This is a genomic window from Simiaoa sunii (assembly GCF_014337175.1).
Taxonomy (GTDB): domain Bacteria; phylum Bacillota; class Clostridia; order Lachnospirales; family Lachnospiraceae; genus Acetatifactor; species Acetatifactor intestinalis.
In genome coordinates this window covers 1,902,830-1,923,489 of the sequence record NZ_CP060633.1, presented here as the reverse complement: position 1 = coordinate 1,923,489, position 20,660 = coordinate 1,902,830, and the positions used below count along the sequence as shown (strand labels likewise).

14 protein-coding genes are annotated in these 20,660 nt (G+C 45.9%); all 14 read left to right on the top strand.

The annotated features are described in order from the left end of the window. Window positions 1–108: 108 nt before the first annotated feature. The 14 genes from H9Q77_RS08850 to H9Q77_RS08785 all read left to right on the top strand — a co-directional run bounded on the left by H9Q77_RS08850 (window position 109) and on the right by H9Q77_RS08785 (window position 20,642). A complete protein-coding gene (locus H9Q77_RS08850; RefSeq protein ID WP_249325216.1) occupies window positions 109–1,800 on the top strand; it encodes a GspE/PulE family protein in 1,692 nt (563 codons plus the stop codon). A 143-nt stretch (window positions 1,801–1,943) separates the two neighbouring features. After that, window positions 1,944–3,158: a type II secretion system F family protein gene (locus H9Q77_RS08845; protein WP_249325213.1), complete on the top strand. Its 1,215-nt coding sequence runs from the start codon at window positions 1,944–1,946 to the stop codon at window positions 3,156–3,158. A gap of 104 nt (window positions 3,159–3,262) precedes the next feature. Next, window positions 3,263–3,703, top strand: a complete 441-nt coding sequence (locus H9Q77_RS08840; protein WP_249325207.1) for a type II secretion system protein — start codon at window positions 3,263–3,265, stop codon at window positions 3,701–3,703. Window positions 3,704–3,722: 19 nt separating this feature from the next. Further along, window positions 3,723–4,478, top strand: coding sequence for a prepilin peptidase (locus H9Q77_RS08835; protein ID WP_249325206.1), 756 nt, complete (start codon window positions 3,723–3,725; stop codon window positions 4,476–4,478). A 98-nt stretch (window positions 4,479–4,576) separates the two neighbouring features. Continuing rightward, complete coding sequence (pilM, locus tag H9Q77_RS08830; protein ID WP_249325205.1) at window positions 4,577–6,277, top strand: pilus assembly protein PilM; 1,701 nt, start codon at window positions 4,577–4,579, stop codon at window positions 6,275–6,277. Window positions 6,278–6,291: 14 nt separating this feature from the next. Continuing rightward, window positions 6,292–7,065 carry a hypothetical protein gene (locus H9Q77_RS08825; protein ID WP_249325204.1) on the top strand — a complete coding sequence of 258 codons (774 nt, stop codon included), beginning with the start codon at window positions 6,292–6,294 and terminating at the stop codon, window positions 7,063–7,065. A 27-nt stretch (window positions 7,066–7,092) separates the two neighbouring features. Further along, window positions 7,093–8,394, top strand: coding sequence for a prepilin-type N-terminal cleavage/methylation domain-containing protein (locus tag H9Q77_RS08820; RefSeq protein WP_249325203.1), 1,302 nt, complete (start codon window positions 7,093–7,095; stop codon window positions 8,392–8,394). Window positions 8,395–8,424: 30 nt separating this feature from the next. Next, entirely contained in the window at window positions 8,425–10,869 is a 2,445-nt protein-coding gene (locus H9Q77_RS08815) for a hypothetical protein (RefSeq protein WP_249325201.1), read from the top strand. After that, on the top strand, window positions 10,847–11,407 hold the full coding sequence (locus H9Q77_RS08810) for a pilus assembly FimT family protein (RefSeq protein WP_249325200.1): 561 nt from the start codon (window positions 10,847–10,849) through the stop codon (window positions 11,405–11,407). The genes H9Q77_RS08815 and H9Q77_RS08810 overlap by 23 nt, the downstream gene beginning before the upstream one ends. 11 nt (window positions 11,408–11,418) lie before the next feature. After that, entirely contained in the window at window positions 11,419–13,875 is a 2,457-nt protein-coding gene (locus H9Q77_RS08805) for a type II secretion system protein (RefSeq protein ID WP_249325198.1), read from the top strand. 1 nt (window position 13,876) lies between these two features. Continuing rightward, window positions 13,877–19,201: a DUF5057 domain-containing protein gene (locus H9Q77_RS08800; RefSeq protein WP_249325196.1), complete on the top strand. Its 5,325-nt coding sequence runs from the start codon at window positions 13,877–13,879 to the stop codon at window positions 19,199–19,201. Between the two features lie 329 nt (window positions 19,202–19,530). Next, entirely contained in the window at window positions 19,531–19,863 is a 333-nt protein-coding gene (locus tag H9Q77_RS08795) for a type II toxin-antitoxin system RelE/ParE family toxin (protein WP_249325194.1), read from the top strand. Window positions 19,864–19,880: 17 nt separating this feature from the next. After that, window positions 19,881–20,204, top strand: coding sequence for a helix-turn-helix domain-containing protein (locus H9Q77_RS08790; protein ID WP_022154876.1), 324 nt, complete (start codon window positions 19,881–19,883; stop codon window positions 20,202–20,204). A gap of 96 nt (window positions 20,205–20,300) precedes the next feature. Continuing rightward, the gene (locus H9Q77_RS08785; protein WP_249325192.1) at window positions 20,301–20,642 is read left to right on the top strand and encodes a hypothetical protein; all 342 of its coding nucleotides are present in this window, start codon (window positions 20,301–20,303) and stop codon (window positions 20,640–20,642) included. The last annotated feature ends 18 nt before the right edge of the window (window positions 20,643–20,660 follow it).

Below are 20,660 nucleotides of genomic sequence, written 5' to 3'. Positions count from 1 at the left end.
AATATGCTATACTATTTTAGTATTGAATCAAAAAAATTGTAAGTTGTAACGAAAAATGCTACAATTATACAGATAACCCAAATATGTAAAAGTAACAGGTGAATGATCATGGAATTAGGCAGAAAAAAGGTCCGTTTAGGTGAATTGCTGGTAAACAGCGGTGTTCTCTCGAATGAACAGCTGCAGCAGGCGTTGGACAATCCCGCCCGTCAGGGTAAGAAGCTGGGAGAATTCCTCGTAGATGAAGGCATCGTATCGGAGGATGACCTGGCGAAGGCACTGAGCAAACAGCTGGATCTGGATATGATCGATCTCCAGAGCATCAATGTGGACAAGGAAGTGCTGAATCTGGTACCGGTCAACGTTCTGAAGAAGAACAAGATCTTCCCCTTCGCTTACAAAGAAAATAACTTCAACGTTCTCATGGTCGCCATGGCGGATCCCCTGGATTACAATGCCATCGATGACATCAATATCATCACCAACTTCCAGGTAGAGCCCGTAGTAGCCACCACCCGCAGCATCATGCTGGCGATCGATAAATATTTCGGTCAGGAAGAAGTAACCGAGGCATTGGCTGCCTACGCCAAAGAGAAAAAGCTGGATGTGGTGGAAGATATCGCCACGGAGGAGAACATCAACAGCTCCCCCATCGTAATGCTGGTCAAGGACATGATCGAAAAGGCCGTCCGCCAGCGTGCATCCGATATCCATATCGAACCTATGGAAAATATCATCCGTGTCCGTTACCGTATCGACGGTGCCCTCTATGAGAGAGCGAGATACGGTGTCAACGTACTGTCCGCCATCATCGCCCGTATCAAGATCATCGGCGGCATGGATATCTCCGAGAAGAGAAAACCCCAGGACGGACGTATCACCCAGATCGTAGACCGCGTGGAATACGATATCCGTGTATCCGTCCTGCCTACCGTATACGGGGAAAAAGTCGTAATGCGTCTTGCTGCGAAGAGTGCCCTGAACCGCGACAAGAGCCAGTTAGGCTTCAAACCCTACGAATTAGAACAGTTTGACTACATTCTGAAAAATCCTCACGGTATCATCCTGGTAACCGGACCTACCGGAAGTGGTAAGTCCACCACTCTGTATACCGCACTGAGCGAGCTGAACAAAGAAGACGTGAACATCATCACCGTCGAAGATCCTGTCGAGGCGAATATCGACGGTATCAACCAGGTACAGGTCAACACCAAGGCAGACCTCACCTTCGCGACGGCACTGCGTTCCATCCTGCGACAGGACCCGGATATCATCATGATCGGTGAGATCCGTGACCAGGAGACCGCCAGCATCGCGGTACAGGCATCCATCACCGGACACCTGGTGGTAAGTACCCTGCATACCAACTCCTCCGCCAGCACCATCACCCGACTGGAGGATATGGGAATCGAATCCTACCTGATCGCAGATTCCGTCATCGGCGTTATCGCACAGCGACTAGTCCGCAGACTCTGCCCCTTCTGTAAGAAGCCGAAGCAGGCCACCAAGGATGAAAAAGAATTCATGGGATTGAAGGAAGAGGAAAACGTAACCATCTACGAGCCCTGCGGCTGCAGCAAATGCGACAATACCGGCTTCAAGGGGCGTATCGGTGTCTACGAGATCATGCAGATCACTCCGAAGCTGAAGACGATCATCAGCAAGCGGGAAGGTGCCGATATCTTAAAGGAAGAAGCATTAAAAGAAGGAATGCATACCCTGCGTATGAGTGCCACGGACTACGTACTGGACGGCACCACCTCCTTCTCCGAGATGGTAAAGGTATCATTTGACGTATAATTCTATAAAAACAGCAATATTTTATAGAAATTTATCAAAATTTATAAAAATTTTTCAAAAACCTGGACCTTTTTAGGACAGGGGCCCGTCTTGCATAGTTGGGGAGATAGTTAAAGATAGAGACGTAATTGGAGGGAAGGCACATGGCGACCTATGGTTACAAGGCCATCACAAAGGCTGGAAAAGAAGTAAAGGGAAGTTTGGAAGCGGATAACAAAGATCTCGCAATGGCAGAACTGAGAAGGCAGGAGCTGACCGTTATCGATCTGGGAGAACAGAGCTTCCTGACGAAAGACATCGACATCCAGATCGGCGGATGGCCAAAGGCCAGGGATCTAAGCGTCATGTGCCGCCAGTTCGTCAGCATGACCAAAGCGGGCGTCAGCATCCTCGAATCCCTGAAAATGCTCTGCGAACAGACAGAGAACAAGAGATTACAGGAGGCACTGAAGGAAGTCCGCATCAGCGTGGAAAAGGGTGAGACCCTGGCAGATTCCATGGCAGAGCACCCGAAGGTGTTCCCGGCGATCATGGTGAACATGGTGGCTGCGGGTGAAGCATCCGGTAGTCTGGAAACAGCACTCGATCGAGTGGCGGTGCAGCTGGAAAAAAACAGCAAGACACAGGCAATGCTGAAAAAGGCAATGATTTATCCTGTGGTTGTATGCATAGTGGCTGTCGTTGTTACCATTGTAATGCTGGTAAAGGTAATTCCTTCTTATGAAGATATGTTTGCAGATTTGGGAACGGATTTACCATGGATTACTAAATTTTATGTAAATATGAGCCATGGAATCAGAGATTACTGGTTTATTATTATTCCTATAGTCATAGCAATAGCAATCGGAATTAAATATTTTGCGGGAACGAATCCGGGAAAACATGTATTTGGCAAGATTACTTTGAAGCTACCGCTTTTCAAAAAACTTACCGTGAAATCGGCAGCTGCTATGATGGCGAGAACTTTGAGTACACTGATTGGCGCGGGCGTACCGTTGATTGAGGCCGTAGATATTGTTTCTGGTGTCATGAGTAATATCTATTTTAAAGAAGCCTTGCAGGATGCAAGAGAAGAAATTACCATTGGTATGCCTTTATCCAGACCATTGCAGGAGAGTGGACTATTTCCGCCGATGGTATACCAGATGATCCGCATCGGGGAAGAAGCCGGTAGTACGGAAGAAATGTTGGACAAGATTGCAGACTACTATGATGAAGAAGTGGAAATGGAAATTCAGTCGCTGATGGCAGCACTGGAACCTATGATCATCATTGTACTGGCAATCGTAGTGGGTGGATTGATTGCAGCATGCATGGCACCCATGGTATCCATGTATCAGGCTTTGGATACTCTCTAAAATTGGATTATCCGTCCTGTGTAGGGACAGGACGATAATTAATAAATGGGGCGGAAAACTTACTACCCTGAAATTAAAAAACACATAAAAAGGAGAATGTAATTATGAACAAGAAACAGAAGAACTTAACAAACAAAGGTTTCTCCCTGGTAGAGCTGATCATCGTTATTGCCATTATGGCAGTCCTGATTGGTGTTTTAGCACCTCAGTATATTGGATATGTTGAAAAGTCAAAACAATCCACTGATGTTCAGAATGCTCAGTCTTTAGCAACTGAAATTGGAGTTGCAATTGCTGATGTTGAAGCTGGAACCAAAACTGCAACTTATGTATCTGATGGAACTTATAATGAGGTTACAACTACATTGGTTAGTGCAGTACCTGCTGTTAAGAAAGTTAGTGGTGCAAAATTCTATTATTCAATTGATAGTAACAATATTGTACATATTGCCTATGGTACCGCTTCTGCCGCTGCTACTGCTGCTACGGATTTGTATCCTGAATTAGGTACAACAGCAAAAACCACATATGATAAAATTAAATAATTTTTGAAAGGCACCTGACATGCTCCCTACAATCTTACTCTACATAGTGATTTTCCTTTATGGAATCGTGATCGGTAGCTTCCTCAATGTGTTGATTTACCGTATCCCGAAAAAAGAGAATATTGTAACGACCAGGTCTCACTGCATGAACTGCGGTTATCAGCTGCGGTGGTACGACCTCGTACCGTTGTTCAGCTACCTGGCGCTGGGAGGCAGATGTCGGAAATGCAAGGCACATATCTCCGCTCAGTACCCCATCATTGAGGCACTGAACGGAGTGCTGTACCTGCTCGTATTCTGGAAATTTGGGATGAGCGTGGATTCCCTAGTCTACTGCTTGTTGTTTAGTGCACTTCTTGCTTTAAGTGTGATTGATTTCAGAACATATGAGATCCCTGTGGGATTTAACGTTTTTTTACTGGCACTGGGGCTGATCCATGGAGCCTTCCACTATACACAGTGGCTGGATTTCCTGATCGGCTTCCTGTGTGTCAGTGTATTTTTACTTATTCTGTATTACGCTACCGGTGGCAGAGCCATTGGCGGCGGTGATGTGAAGCTGATGGCGGTCTGCGGATTGTTGCTCGGCTGGAAATTGATCATTTTTGCATTTTTACTGGGATGTATCATTGGTTCCGTGATCCATCTGATCCGTATGAAAGTAAGCGGCGAAGGACATGTCCTCGCCATGGGACCGTATCTCTCCGCAGGGGTGGCAGTCGCTGTCCTGTGGGGCAATGAATTCTTGCAGTGGTATCTGGGTCTGTATCATTAGAGACCGGGTACTTACATCTGATATGAGATTAGAAAGTTCTTGGGATACTTTTTCTGTCCCAAATACGATAAAGAACCGATAAGAGGAAGGGTAGAAGCATGGCAATGAACAATCGCGTATTGAGTATTGAGATCGGCAACTCCTTTACGAAGATCTGCGAGATCGACTATAAGGTGAAGAAACCGAAGGTCTACAAGGTATTGACCGTCGAGACCCCGGAGGGCGTCGTGGTGGACGGTATGCTGCAGCCGACGCAGGAGTATGCGGATCACCTGGTGAACGCACTGGGCACGAACGGCATCCGCACGAAGAGAGTGATCTTCACCATTTCTTCTACCAGAGTGGCAAGCCGTGAGGTACAGATCCCGAATGTGAAGGCGAACAAGATCGAGGCGCTGGTGAAGACCAACGCGAACGATTATTTCCCCGTGGATCTGACCCAGTATGAGATTGGACATTATCTGGCAGGCGGACTGACCGAGGAAGGAAAGCTGCGTGTCATGGCACTGGCAGTGCCCAAGGCGCTGTTAAACAGCTATTACCAGCTGGCGCAGATGTGCGGCTGGGAGGTCGAGTGCTTCGATTACAGCAGCAACAGCTTATACCAGATCCTTCGTGATGAGAAGTCCGAAAAAGTTACCATGATGATCAAGATCGATGAGAACAGCACCATCGTGACCGTGCTTTCCGCCGGCAAGGTGCTGCTGCAGAGAACTGTGGCATACGGCGTGCAGGATGCCATCGAGACTATGATCGCTTCCGGTGCCTATGCCGTGAACGATCCCATGAGCGCGGTAGAACGTTTCCAGAAGAAGACCTGCCTGAACAGAGTACTCCATCAGGGAGATAAGCTCTGGGAGGAAAATGCCGGACGCTGGGAAGATGAGGATGCCGGCAATGTGGAGGTCACAGCAGCCAGACAGAAGATCACCGCTTCCCTGGAGCCCCTGATCGTCGGCGTCAGCCGTGTCATTGATTTCTATGATTCCAGAAACGGTGATACACCTATTGAGAGGACTTATGTCACCGGCCTCGGCGGCAGCTTCAGCGGCATGAGCAAGCTGTTCACCAACTGCCTGGAGCGTAAGGTACATACCCTGTCCGATATGGAAGACAAGATCGGCATGAGCAAGGCTATCCGTTCCACCAGACCCGCAGCCTATATTTCCTGCCTGGGCGCAGTACTCGCCCCCGTAGGACTGATCGATAAGAGCCAGCAGAAGACGAAGGGCATGACCGTAGTCAGCGGCACGAACTACACCTTCGTCAGTGTGGCGGTCCTGGTGCTGGGCGTGATCCTGTCCATCGCCATGGCAGTCACTTCACTGACCAGATACTTCGGCACCGTGGCAGAAAATGTGGCTCTGCAGGCGAGGGTTGAGGAATTACAGCCCGCGCAGACGGTATATAATGAATATCTCTCAACGGCAGCACAGTATGATAAATACAAATATCTGTATGAGTATACCGAGAATCCCAATGAGAATCTCGTAGAGTTCATCAATGAGCTGGAGCAGATATTACCCAGTAGCTTCTGGACCAACAGCTTCAGTTCGGATCTGGAAGGAATCAGCATGTCCGTGTCTGTCGTTGGCAAAGAAGCAGCGGCGAGAACGATCCTGAATATCAGGAATATGAAGAGTATTTCCGATGTACAGATCAGCAATATTACAGATACGCAGAATGAACTGGGAGAATCGGCGGTTACTTTCTCCATTACAGGTACGTATGCGGATCTGAACGAAGAAACAGAAGAGACAGAAGAGACCGGAGAGATCTCCGGTACCACAGCACAGTAGGAGGCGGATAAGAGATGAAAGTAAAAAAGAGTGAAATTCAGCTTTTGATCGCAGTACTTGGGATACTCCTCGCTGTGGTGACTTATTTCCTGGTATATACGAAGTTCAATGAGTTGTCGGATTCTATGGAAAGCCAGAATATGTCATTAAGATCCCAGGTGTCTACACTGGAGGTATTGGATCAGCGTAAGGCAGATTATCTGGCTGCTACCGAGAAAATGAAGACATATATTACCGGATTCGAGAGCCGTTTCCCGGCAGATATTTTACCGGAAGACAGCATTATGATGGTGAAGAACATGGAGACAGCGACCAGGACCTATGTCGCTAACATTTCTTTCGGTACGACTGCAGAAGTGGCTTATGATGCACAGGCTTCCACGGACAATTCTGCCCTGGCGGCTGCAACAGCAGATGCACCGGCGGATACCGCAGCAGCGGAAGCAGATGCCGCAGTGTCCGGCACAGATACGACCACGGTTACTACATCCCCTGTCTCAACAGAAGGAACTGCATATGGGGATACTCATATGTATGAGGTGCCTCTGGGTATCAGCATCGAATGCACCTATGATGATTTCAAGGGGCTGGTTCGATATATTTACAATCAGCAGGAGCGTCAGAGCATCCAGGGCGTGAACATCAGCTATAACGGTGATAGCGGAGAATTGTCCGGCAATATGAACCTGAATACGTATTATCTGCTGGGTACGGATAAGGTATATGGTGAACCTTATATTCCCGATATGCCTATGGGTGTACAGACGATATTCGGGAACATGAACTAATAGATTTGATAATCGGGAGTTGTCGCAATGCAGAAGCATAGGAAGAAAAGACAACTGAATAATGAAGGCTTTTCCCTGGTGGAGCTTCTGATCGCCATTGTGATCCTCTCAATCATTGTAGTGCCCCTGCTGCACAGCTTTGTGACCTCTGCCAGAACGAACGCCAAGTCCCGCAGCACCATGCATGCCACAGCCATTGCTGAAGATGTCATGGAGATGTTCGAGGCACATACCCTGGAGGAAATGTCCGATATTTACACGGGTGCTTCACCGGCGGGATTTACCAATACCGCGGTAAAAGACGACACGACCGGCATCTGGACCTATACGATCCGGGACGATTCCACCACTTTCGGTACTTACGATGTAGTGGTGAAGGTGGATCCCACAGCATACAGTGCGGTGAACAGTGTGACACGGGTAGATATCAAGAACCTGGCGGGCAATCTGAATGCTGTTTACAGTGAAGCGGCTGACGGCGCCAGGGAAGCTTATTCTTATTTCGGTGGAGGACTCTATACAGCAGATATCATTCAGCATACTACACGGAAGACCGAGATCAATATTGACAGCAGTAAGATTAACGTGACGCTGGCAACGGGAGCTACGGTGGAGACAGAAGTCTATCTTGTCACAGCTTCCACAACGTATCATTGTGATCCCACGATCCTTGCAACGGGCAGATCTCCAGACTATCCGCAGACGGGAGCGGATTATGTGATTTTTTCCAACGAAGACAGTGTGCGTAGTCGTGCAGCACAGGTAAATGATGTCAGCGAGCTTGGAAATCAATTGGCGAATATCATTGTCTGTGTACAGCCTCGTGTGGAGAGTGCGCACTACGATGCCGGAAGACCTGCCATTATAGACCGGATAGTGTTTAACAATCCGGACAATGTGGAGACGAATCTGCTGGTAGTGGAGCAGACCGAGAGACAGGACCGAATAGATATGTTGAGGGATGTCTTAGCGACAGATTATGATACCATGCGCAGTAAGTATGGGATATCTCTGGAACTGCGGGAAGCATGGCCCGGCTGGATGCCCGCTCCCGGCACGACACAGACGTCTGCGGGAACTCTTCGTACGAATCTGCTGGACGAGAGTGACGGACTTACGGCATATGTATTTGAGAATTCCAGCATGACCGGCGCGGGAGCCGGAACGGGACTTAATTATGAACTGGCGAAGAACATCATGTCAGTGACGAATCTGACACCGGCCAGGGAACAGGACCGTATTTACGACATGGAAGTGAAGGTCTATGCAGAGGATAAGATAGCAGACGGCAGCCCGATCATTACTATGACAGGAACGGTAACGGAATAACAGGAGAATCCGGAAGGAAGCGTAAGAACCATGAACATACGTGGCAGAGACTTCAAATTACATAAACAGACAGACGATAAGGGCTCGGCAATGGTCGTAGTGATCATAGCTATGGCCTTTATCGGCATTTTAGCCAGTGTTTTGATGTATATGTCCTTATTGAACTATCAGATGAAGGCGAATAACCTGCAGGCGAAGGACAACTTCTATTCGGCAGAGACAGTGCTGGATGAGATCCGTGTCCATATGGAAGAGCAGGTGTCCACGTCCCTGGGAGATGCCTACACGCAGATTCTGGTGAACTATGATGACACTTCCGTATCCGAGAAGGAGAGTAAGCTCCGCTATGCGTTCTTAAGCAGTATGCAGAAGGCGTATCAGTGCAGTGATACCGTAAGCTTAAATTACTATGATCTGAGGAAACTGTTTGACAGTCTGTCACCGGAGGTGCGGAAAAATACAGTGTTGCAGACCGGTGACGGAATCAATTCCTATACAATACAGATGGTAGACGGCGCCGTGCAGATGACGGGTACAAACGGCTCCGGAGATGCGGTGAGCGATCTGCCTAAGGGACAGCTTACCCTGTTCACGGACGGATTATCTTTTCAGAAATTAAAGGTGACTTATACCAATGATAATGGTTATGTCTCTGTGATCCAGACGGATATCCGTGTGAAAATGCCGGATATGAGCTTTGCACAGGCCGTAAGCCTGCCTTCACTGACCGGCATGTCACTGGTGGCACAGAAGAATATTCAGGTGGTAGCGGAGAGTGGCAAATTAAGCGACGCTAAGATCGCCGGAAGCTTCTATGCGGACAAGGTACTGGTGGGGAATGAGGATGATACAAACAGTGCAAATGTGACCCTGACCCTGGCAGAGCCGACAGGTAAGGAAAATGATGATAAGCGTATGGTAGCGGCTACAGAACTGTATCTGGGCAAGGGCGCGAAACTGGAATCCGACAGCTATGGAGAACTGTGGGCAGGCAAGATCACCATGCACGGAGCAGCGACATCTACCGGCAGCGCGAATATGAATTTCAAGGGAAATGATGTCTATGTAGCGGGAGATCTGCGCATAGACGGCGCAAATAATAATTTCACCGCAGGCAGTCTGGTGGATGAGAATTACTCCGGACAGTATATAGGCTTCGGCACCGGGGAGAACGGTGACAGCAGTGCCATCGTAGTCAACGGTACCGGAACGGATATTGACTTAAGCGGTCTGATCAATCTGACTCTGGCAGGCAATACCTATATCGCCACGAAAACTGCCAAGGATAATCTCACCGAGGCGGATGGAAATCTCAATGGCAACGCATCCGACCGCAAGGATATCCTGATGGGGCAGTCTATTGCAGTCAAAAGTGACCAGTTGGCATATCTGGTACCGGCAGATCTGGTAAAACAGGGTACCAATCCTGTGACCAAGGAGCAGGCAGATACCATGGGGAATACGGCAGTTGATTTTAATGCTGCCAGCAGTATGCTGGGCGGTAACAGCCTTGCTTCCTATGGTATTACGAAGTTTATTACGAACGGAAGCAGCGACAGCCAGGGCGTCCGTACTTTTTATAAGAGACTAAACAGCAAGATCACCATTGTGTATTATTACGTGTCCTTTGACAGCTCCACTCAGGCGGGGAGAGAAGCTGCCAACCGGTATTTTCAGGATTATTATAAGGTAAATAAGAGCACCATGGATGCCTATGCCAGCATCTACACCGATGGCATCAAGATCCGGAATCAGAGTGCCGGTGCTTATATCATGCACCTGGCAGGTAATGTGGTGATGTTCGACAAGGATCAGACCACGGGCAGCTACAGCGGCAACCTGCAGAATGCCACATTAGGCAGTGATCAGAGCAATATCGGCTACAAGCAGCAGCTGACAGCGGATGATTCCAAATTCAAGGCGCTCTGCAAGAAGCTGATCGATGGCTATGAGCAGCTTACGCCTTCCGAAAAAGCGGATACTGCCAATGTATATAGCAATCTGGTAAATACGGACGCGATCACAAGCTTTACCGGTGTGGTCCGTGGCGCGGGACTGGTCGTTGATACAGAGAAGTATTTTGAAAGTAGTGCTTATCCGGATTGCAAGGCAGTCATCGTATATGGTGATTATACCTATCCCGAAGCGGGACATCCGGATTTCAAGAAGGGTATCATCATCGCTACGGGCGATGTGAAGATACAGGATGGTGAGGAATTTAACGGTGTGATTCTGGCAGGTGGTGATATCCAGTTAGGACAGAATGTGAAAGTGACACCGGACAAGGAAGCAGTGCTTCGTGCGCTGACCTATTCCAAGGAGGTTACGGGCTCCGGCGGCGGTCAGAAGGAATATCATGTGGTGGATTTCCTGATCGGCGGCGAAGGTTACCTGCAGAATAACAATAAGACCTACCTGAACAGCGATATTAATTTAGGAGACCTGATCGTATATGAGAACTGGCAGAAACAATAAAAACGGTGGCTTCTCCCTGGTGGAGCTCATCATCGTCGTCGCCATCATGGCGATCGTGGTGGGAGTCATTGGATTGTCTGTGGGAACACTCACCGGAAGAAAAACTGCAAAATGTGCGGATGAGATCGTTTCGACCCTGGAGAGAGCAAGAGTGCTGACCCTTGGGAAAGAACAGAACCAGGTGGAGTTTGTGCTACTGCAAAATAGCAGCACGGGCGAGTACCGGGCACAGATCTATCAGGGTGGAACCATCGTTTCGGATAGAATCGTGGGGAAGGAGCCTATCACAATACAAGTATATTTTGATGATGATTCCACCCCCTACAATCTGTCACAATTAAAGGGTACATTACCTTATGCGTCCGCAACCGATGGACTGCATCTGGTGTTCAACAGAGCATCGGGAGCTTTTGAAGAGAAGACCTGCGCTGCCGCAGATGCGGTCAAGGACTATTGTAAGAAAATTGTGATCAGCAACGGAACAAGAACGATAACAATCACAACAGTCGGCAGAACCGGCAAAATCCTGAAGAAATAAGGAGGTTGACTATGCGTATCGGGAAAAAAGGATTCACTCTCGTAGAAGTGATAGTGTCCCTGGCAATCATGACCATTGTGGCAGGATCTGTGGGCGCCTTTATCGTCGCAGGCAACAATTCCTACCTGCGGGGGAATAAGGAACTGACCCTGCAGGAAGAAGCACAGCTTGCAGCGAATCAGATGATCGACCTGATCATTGATGTGGAGAAGGATATTAATTTCACACCGGATCATACCGGCACAGCAGTGAATCTGGATGGCAGTACCGCCAAGGATGCAGCCGGCAATGAGATCACCACAGCCCATGTCAGCGAATTGCGTCTGGTCAATAACGAGAATACCTATATGATCCGCTGGCAGGGAACCGCGTCAGGGGATTATGCGACTGCGAATCAGGTATACCTTTATGAAGTGAAAAATACAACGGATGCGGACGGCAATCTCGTCGTAGGAGATCTCACCACGGCAACCCCGGCACTTATGGCAGAGCATGTCACAAGCTTCAGCGTAGACTTAAGCCAAGTGAAGGACAAGCGGAAAGTTATCCTGAATATGACCTTCACTTACCAGGACAGAAGCTATGACATTGCAGAGACTATTAAGCTTAGAAATGACCTGGAGAAGACCGGAACCGCGTACGCATGGATCAGTGCTCTGACTATTGATCCTCCCAGTGCAACATTACCTCAGGGCAAGATACAGCAGTTTACCTATAATCTGAGCGGTGACGCAGAGGCAGTAGCTGAGGGCGTTACCTGGAGCGTGTCCTATGCTTCCGGGGCTAATTGTAAGAGTACAATTAATCAGGATGGTATTTTAAAAGTAGATGATGAGGAAACTATCGGCACGAATGTGCTGGTGGTAAAATGTACTGCAAAAGCAGATACGAGTATGGTGGCATATGCATATGTGACAGTAGAAGAGAGATTGATAGACTCCATTTCCATAGCTCCTAAAGATGTGGAGGTAGTCCGCGGCAAGTCACAGGCTTTTGAGTGTACTCTGACTGGTAAAGAATCTGCTGTGGCACAGGGGGTAAAATGGAAAGTGACTTATGCGGATGGCAGCACTACTACATTTTCTACCATGCCGAATGTTAGTGACCTGATTAATACATTGAATATCAGTAAGTCGGAAAGCATCGGTGTAAAGGTATTGAAAGTTACCTGTATGGCAAATGCGGACACAACTAAGTCGGATTCTGCGTATGTTACAGTGACGGCGGTATCAGGACAATTCCAGGCGGAACTGATCCGAAACGTAATGAAGCCTTATTCCTACACGGAGAACGGCATTAAAAAAATGGGATGGAGTGTAGATCTGGAGTGCCTGACTGCATGGGCGGATTATGATGTATATCCTCAGATTGTGAACTGGGAAGTATTGGAGGATGGAGTTCCAAATCCGAAGGGCTATAGCTTTGAAGATACGACTCCTGCTTCCAGATATAAACAGCTGTTAAAGTGTAGCAACAATATTAATAAGACGATCACAGTACGTGCAACTGTAAAATTATCAGCTACCATTACAGTGCATCCTGAAGTAACAGTGGACATTCCAAATCTGCTGACCATTGACAGTTCAGACGAGCCATACATCGACGGTAATCAGTTTGTCCTGTCACGTAACAGTATGGTGACTTGTACGTTGAAAAATTATTCCGGAGATATGAGTAAAGTTACCTGGAAGATTACCAATGATATTGAGGAAGGTCTGGCACAGAGTAATCCTGTGAAGGATAATTTCGGTGGCGAAGTTGGACTGAGTAGGAGAGTAGGGTTTAGTAGAAACATTACAAGTGATGGACTGGGCGATTATGAAAACGGCCTAGTCATTGATAAAGCAGTGACCGGATTCGCAGATTCAGAAGTAGATTATGCAGCTACACGAAGCGTATTTCCCACGGCTAAAGGTGAAACAGTCGGAGTGTATGCAAAGTGGTATATTAACTGGAAAGAGGAACATGTTCTCACACTTGCAGCTTTTGACGGCAACGATAATGAAATTGCATCCACATATCTGCTGATTCCCAGATGTACTTTTTATTTCTCGGAAGATAATCGTTATTATAATCTGAATAAGAACGATTATAAGCACAATGGATGGCAGAATGGTGTATACGATAAGAAGGTGTATGTTGATCTATATGGATTTGAAACAGGTCAGGGAGCATTTAAGACTGGTGATAAAGGACTGAAGGTTATAGGCAGCCTTGTAGCTGGAGGAACGGAGACTCTAAAATCCGGAACACATATTGATCCGAATATTCACTGCGACACCAGAGTAAATGATAAAAATGAAACAGTATTTACTTATATGATTCATCTCTATATTGATAGAGAGGAAAAGAATGATACTTTATTTGTGACCTTCAGCGATAGTCGTGTCAAGGGAGACAGCGGTGAGGAAGGTGGACATGTATCGTATCAGAAACCGGAAAGAGCGTTAACAATCTTTTGGAGATAACATGAAGAAGAACTTGAAGCACAACACAAAAAAGTACATAGCCGGAATCCTTACCATAGCTTTGGCAGCCGGAGTCTGCCAGAGCTATGGCTCTATGGAAGTAAGTGCACAGGAGATGACACTGCCCGGCATTGAGAAGCTGGTACAGGATACAGTAGCATCTTCGGACGGCACCTTTCACATTTTAGAGATCGTACCTTCTAAAAAGGACGCTTCCATCGGATATCTGATCGGTGGAGAGGAACCGGTATCTGAAGGACGTAAGTTGTCCGAACTGCCGGCGTCGTCGGAGAGATTAGCTGCCATGGCTACAATCGACAGTAACAGCCTGGGGGATCTCGCAGGAAGCAACGGTCCGGTCAACTTCTCTGCATACAGAGAGGGCGGAAGCCGGACCGAAGAGATCCGTGGCTCTTTTGTGAAAAATACGGAGAATAACGGTCAGTATACCTATACACAGACGGAATCGGTGTATACGCTGTATGCGGAGGGGGATACCAGGCAGCGTTTTGACAGATATGGTGCAATCGAAACTTCCGGGACTTCCAACAAGAATAAACAAAGCGTGTCCCCTGTATTTTCCAAAGTGTCTGGTATTAGCGGACAGAACCTGGAAATGACCATCGGGGATACAGCGAAGACGGCTCTTGCAGCGACGAGATATGCACTGACTCCGTACGATAAAAATTCCGACGGCAGTATGAACGATATTAATAACGCTGCTTTTAATGCAGGTGATTATGTCAATAGGGAAGTGTATACCAAGACTGCTGATGATGTATACACTTACCTTGGTAAGGTGGTATACGGCGGAGATCTGCCTGCGGGATATGCTATCCAGAGCACTGCCATAACTTCCGAAAATCCTTCCGAAGCGTCAGAAAATCTGGGAGAGGTGACGACAGCGGAGAGCTCGGGACTGGTAACGGCAGCCTCTGCATCCGGGAATGACGCAGCAGCGGAGTCCGGTAATGAGATGCAGACCTTCAGCGTACAAAGCACATCCGGAAATGATATTGTAACTTCCGAACAGAAAAATCTCTATATTTTGAATATGGCCAACACCACACCTATTCTATGGGCAGCCTGGAACGAAAATCCGGGTGGAACGGGAAGCTATACACTGAAGACTCCTGCGGATGGCTATTTTGTGCATTTCACGGAAAACAACACCTCCGGTGAGTATTATGTGTCTAAGGTGACATTATCCAACACTAATGGAGACTACAAACTGATCGACTCTTATAAGGAAAATGATACCGGTAAATATGTGATGGTAAGCAGCGGTACTATGCAGGTTTCTACCCGGTTAGATTCAGGCTACGAAGCATCAAACAGCTATGATTTTATCGGTGATAATGCGAAGGATGCGTTGGTTACTGTAGCATATGACGGTGGTTTCTACAATAAAGAATGGTTCAAGAAACAGGTCCTGAATCTGTCCGGAAGCAGCCGCTATGAGAAGGATGCTGATTACAGTGGAGAAGTCAATGATTTTAATATCGAAGTGACGACTTTGACCCTGGCACAGCTGGCAGAGCTGACTGCCACAGATTCACAGGCATATTATGGAATTAATTTGGATGATGTAGATCTGATCTATCTCTCCGGCAGGGGAAGTTATGCAGCGGAATCTGTGAATATGACTTCTGCAGCAACCGCTCTGACGAAGATGATATTCGGCATTAAGGATACTACCGGTGAGCGGAATAATGCAGACAGAGTACCGGTGGTAATGGATTACGGATTTTACAGCCAAAATAAAACGCTGGCTAAGGAACCGAATAATAATCAGAATAATAAGATTCTGACACAGATGGCACTGACGATCTTGAAGGTTTCCGATGATAATATTGCCAAAGAAGTTGCTTCACAGGGAGATGCTTACTGGAACGGTCAGACGGCAACTTCGCTTAGTCTGGACGATTCCGTGAAAGAGGCTTTATATGACAATGTTTATCTGAATGATGACAGTGCGACGCCTTATGTTGCCTCTGACTTCCTGGCTGACTGGAAAGGGAATGCGGCGAAAGCGGCAACCTTCGAAGCAGTATTAAAAGAGATTCAGTATGAGAATTTCCTGGCTAAGAAAAACAACAATGCAGCACAGATGGATGAAAAGATCAGTAAGGCGTCTATTACCAGATATATTCTGAACTGGTATATGCACAGAGTCACGGTTAAATCCTCTATCAGGGTACTGGATCTGGAACCCTGCTATGATTTTAAATCGGCGACTACCCTGACCGCTGATCGTGTAAAAGAATTTATGGGCAGGAAGGATACATATACCGGAAGTGTTGAGATTAAGCAGATGTCTTCCGCAGAATTTATTGGTAAAGTAGAAGATCTGAATGAGAAATATGACATGATCTATCTCGGAGCCCGGGTCGGTAAGATGAACACAGAAAATGGTGTGACTGTGTATAATGATCCACAGATGAAGGGCTTGATTTATTCTCATGTAGGAGACTACTATGACTACGCCACCAAAACGGATACGGAGAATGTTACGCAGGCTAGGGAGACGTATAATGCAAGGCACAGACTGCAGGATTCTTCGCTGGATCACAGAAAGACTGATGATGATGATCCAACGAATAAGAGTGCAGATGTCTATCGCGGTCCCGGCAATGATATGAACTCTACCCGATATGAGGAATTCTGTCAGTTCATTGAGGCGGGATACCCGGTGGTCATTGCGGATACGTTTATTAAAGTGGATAACAATAATATACCCGTGGCATCAACAGCAACGCTGGACAAAAATTCTTATTTTTACAAGCTGGTTGATTTTGCTCTGCAAAAAGATGCAAATGGTCAGTATTTATACTGGCAGAAAAATATTTTTACAGAGAGTCAGCTGACAGATAATACAGCAGATACTAAATTAGGAACCACATTATCTGCACGTAGATCCGTATTTTGTAATTATCTGAATCTGTCAAAGCTTTCCGTCAACTGGGTAACTACTTACGGAGCGGCATATCCGCAGGAGCTGAAATATAATTCTAATCAGAACGGTGCCAGCAACGGTGGCTCTCTGGAGAAGATAGACGGAAAATATCAGCTGCAATATATTTTTAATCTGCAGAATGATGCTGCAATATCACAGACAGGTACTACCTATGATTGTAAACTGTTCGTAGATAAAAATGCTGATGGTCGTTTCTCCGGCTCTGATTATGTAGAGGGTAAGACATATACGTCATCGGAAGAAGTCAGCGGTCTTACTGTGTATATAAGAAAGGGAGATGAGTGGATTAAGGTTGATCCGATAGCGACGGAAAATGGAAACAGATATGAATTGCGTACCGGGGAGATCTATCGTGTTATCCGGGTTCTGCCGGAGGAATATGTAGGGGTTATCCCATGGAAGCTGGTATTTTATGATAATACGGATAGACTGGTGAGAACTGCCAAGTCAGGATATACATCTGTGCCGCAGCAAAATGGTAAAAAGACAATCCGTGTATTGCAATTGTTGTCTGATGATAACCGTAATAACTGGAATCTTCATGACGAACAGAATAATAGTAATTCTACTTTTTCCAAGTGCATTAATGGATTAACTGACTGGAATGTAGTAGGATTGGATCAAGTCGGTGCAGATGGAAAGGTAAATCCGTCCAAAAGCATTGACAGTATGACTGTAACCTACCTTATAAATGATAAGCTGAAAATTAGCGGGACTTCGGATACTGATATACAGAAGATATACCAGGAGTCCTACAATCTGTTCCAGCAATATGATATGTTGATACTCGGCTTCGGTGACGCCTACCGGTTTGGGTATACCTATGGCGCATATGATCCTAGCAAAGAAATTCCCGCAGGAATTATGGAGAATGTTAAGAGGAATCTGGCTGTTGGCTGGGCTGTCAGAGACTACATAGAATCCGGCAAGAGCATTTTGTTCACCCATGATACTACTTCATATGTCAATAATATTCAAAGTGTGATCCCGTATAACGATAATGGAACTGCGGAAATCTATCATTCAAACTACTGGTATTGGGGATATGAATTTAATAAGACCATTCGTGCATCCGTAGGACTGGATCGCTATGGAGCATTGAAAGAGTATTATCAGCAGAGAGCAGCAAGCACCACGGGAGAGGAACAGAAGAGGGACCAGGAATATCTTAAAACATTAGAGTCCTATACATTTGACGAAATCAAGGAACCGAATTCGGATAATGAGCTCTGGCAAAAGGAAGGTGTGACTAAATATACGGTAGTTCGTTTCCTGAGAAGCTATCTGGAAGATCTGCGGACAACAAACAGTTCGGAAGTATGGTTCCCTGTTAAGAATTCATTGCTGAAACAGGCTGGATATGACAATGGAAACGGTCCTGCTTGGAACTACCCCAGTAATTTGTTGATGGGTGATTACGCAGGCAGCTCGCTGATCGCAACACAGGTAAATGATGGCCAGATTACGCAGTATCCATATCAGATATCTGCAGATGAACAGTTAGAGATCAGTAATACGCATTACCAGTGGTTACAGCCGAATATGGAGCTGGACCGCAACGGAGACGGTAAAAATGATATTGTTGTGTGGTACTGTATTTCCGGTGTGGCTGACGGCAACTATAAAAATACTAATATTTATAACATCACACCCAATGATGTGGTAAATAATTATTATATCTATACCATGGGAAATGTGACATATTCCGGAGCGGGACATTCCACACCCAGCAAGGAATCGGAGATCAAACTGTTTGTTAATACGATGATTGCAGCGTATAATGCCGGTGTGACTGCACCTTCCGTAAGATTTAAGGATAAAAGCGGCAGCAAGATCCAATCCGTGTATATGCTGTATGATTCGGTCAACCATATTGTATTGGACGATAAGAATAACGGAACCATCAGTGTCAACTTCCAGGCAGATGACTACAATATTCTGGCAGGTGGACAGCAGTTATGTGTTGAATTTTACAAATCCTGTGCAGATGATACATCCGGAGCCATCAGTGTGGACGGAATTACAGGAAAGGTATTGCGTTTAAAGACGGATGGAGAGGATGGCCTCAAGATCACGGATAGCAATGGAAATGTAATTTCACCGATAGAACGTAATGGAGTTAAGAATTGTTACCCGATTACAAACGGCGCGACCTATACCTTGAAATATTCTTCGGATGAGATGGGACTGTTTAGTACCGACACTTCCGGGACGATTTTGAACGAAGGAGCGCAGGCATCTACTATCTACGCAAGAGTCTATACCGTGTATGATAGTGGATCAAAAGTAACTCCTTGCGGAATAGCTGAGTTATCCATCAGCGCCCAGGAACTGTTTGAACTGGATTAAACTTTAAAAAAGTAATATTGCACAAAAAGCAGAGCTGTGAGAAATAACCAATTTCCACAGCTCTGTTTTTGTATAGTTTTTCAGCACTTGTTTCGCTGGATTCCCTTGCAGAATGGATATCTCTGTGATATAGTAATCACATTCTACAGAAAGTCTGTATAGATAAGATTTCGAAGATACCATATATTAGGTTAACATCATATATGGGCATCATTTTATCGCACCCTGTGTGCAGTTCGAGGCATATCGCCGTGAAATTCACTTTTTACAATGTTAATAGGACAAATTATTGACGTACCCTATTATATAGGGTAATATAAAGGAGGAAAATGACTAGAACATTTATACAAACAGATGAATTTTCTCGAAATTGGGATGAATTTGGATTTACAGATGATGATTTGAGAAGATTGGAATTTGATATTATGATGAACCCTCACAAATATCCAGTTGTGCAGGGTACAGGTGGGCTCAGAAAGGCAAGATTTGCATTTAAACACCATGGGAAAAGTGGAGGTGTGAGAGTGTGCTATGTCGATTTTGTCATAGAAGAAACCATATACTTGATTACGGTATATTCAAAAAAACAGAAGGATAATTTGTCAAAACAGGAACGAAATAACATTAAAATATATATTGACAGACTTCGTGACAATATATAATACGAGGAGTTGTGACTATGAAGAGTGTATATGAGAGTATCATGACTGGCTTAAATGAAGCTATAGAAGATGCACAATCAGAAGGCAAGAAATTAAACAGGAGAACAGTGACGATTATCCCTGTTAAGGAATATGGAGCGGAGCAGGTTAGAAATATTAGAAATTCTGTAGGAATGTCACAGAGTACTTTTGCAGGCTATCTTGGTGTGACCAAGAAGACAGTGGAAGCTTGGGAAGCGGGGACAAATCATCCTTCCGGTGCAGCCAGCAGAATTTTGAATATGATGGAAATGGACACGGAATTGGTAGAAAAATATCCGTTTGTTCAGTGTGGAATTTGATAAGGGAAATATTCAAATTTACTGCTGCAACGGAGAGTCTATATGCAATCAGCACGAATACATTGCACAATCAACGGGAAGATGCAGCAAAATACCATGGAAGATTATCTTGCAGAAGGTAACGCATATTGTTCAGACCGAAAAGTAATTCATAAAGAAGCTACTATCAAAATACTACGGGTATTGTCCGGGGATAAAAATGTGGATGATACCGAAGAAATATTAAAAGCATTAGATATTGCAGAGGAGGATGAGATCAGCATGTGTGAATTGTTTGACCAGTATACGAGACGGGGAATTTCGCAAGGTATTTCCAAGGGGATTATTATTATGTGTAAAGATTTTAATGCCACCTATGAAGATACGCTGCAGAAATTAAAGAATAAACTCAATATTTCGGAAAAGGAAGCAGAAGAACAGATGAAGCTTTATTGGTAAAAAGATATTGACTTTTAT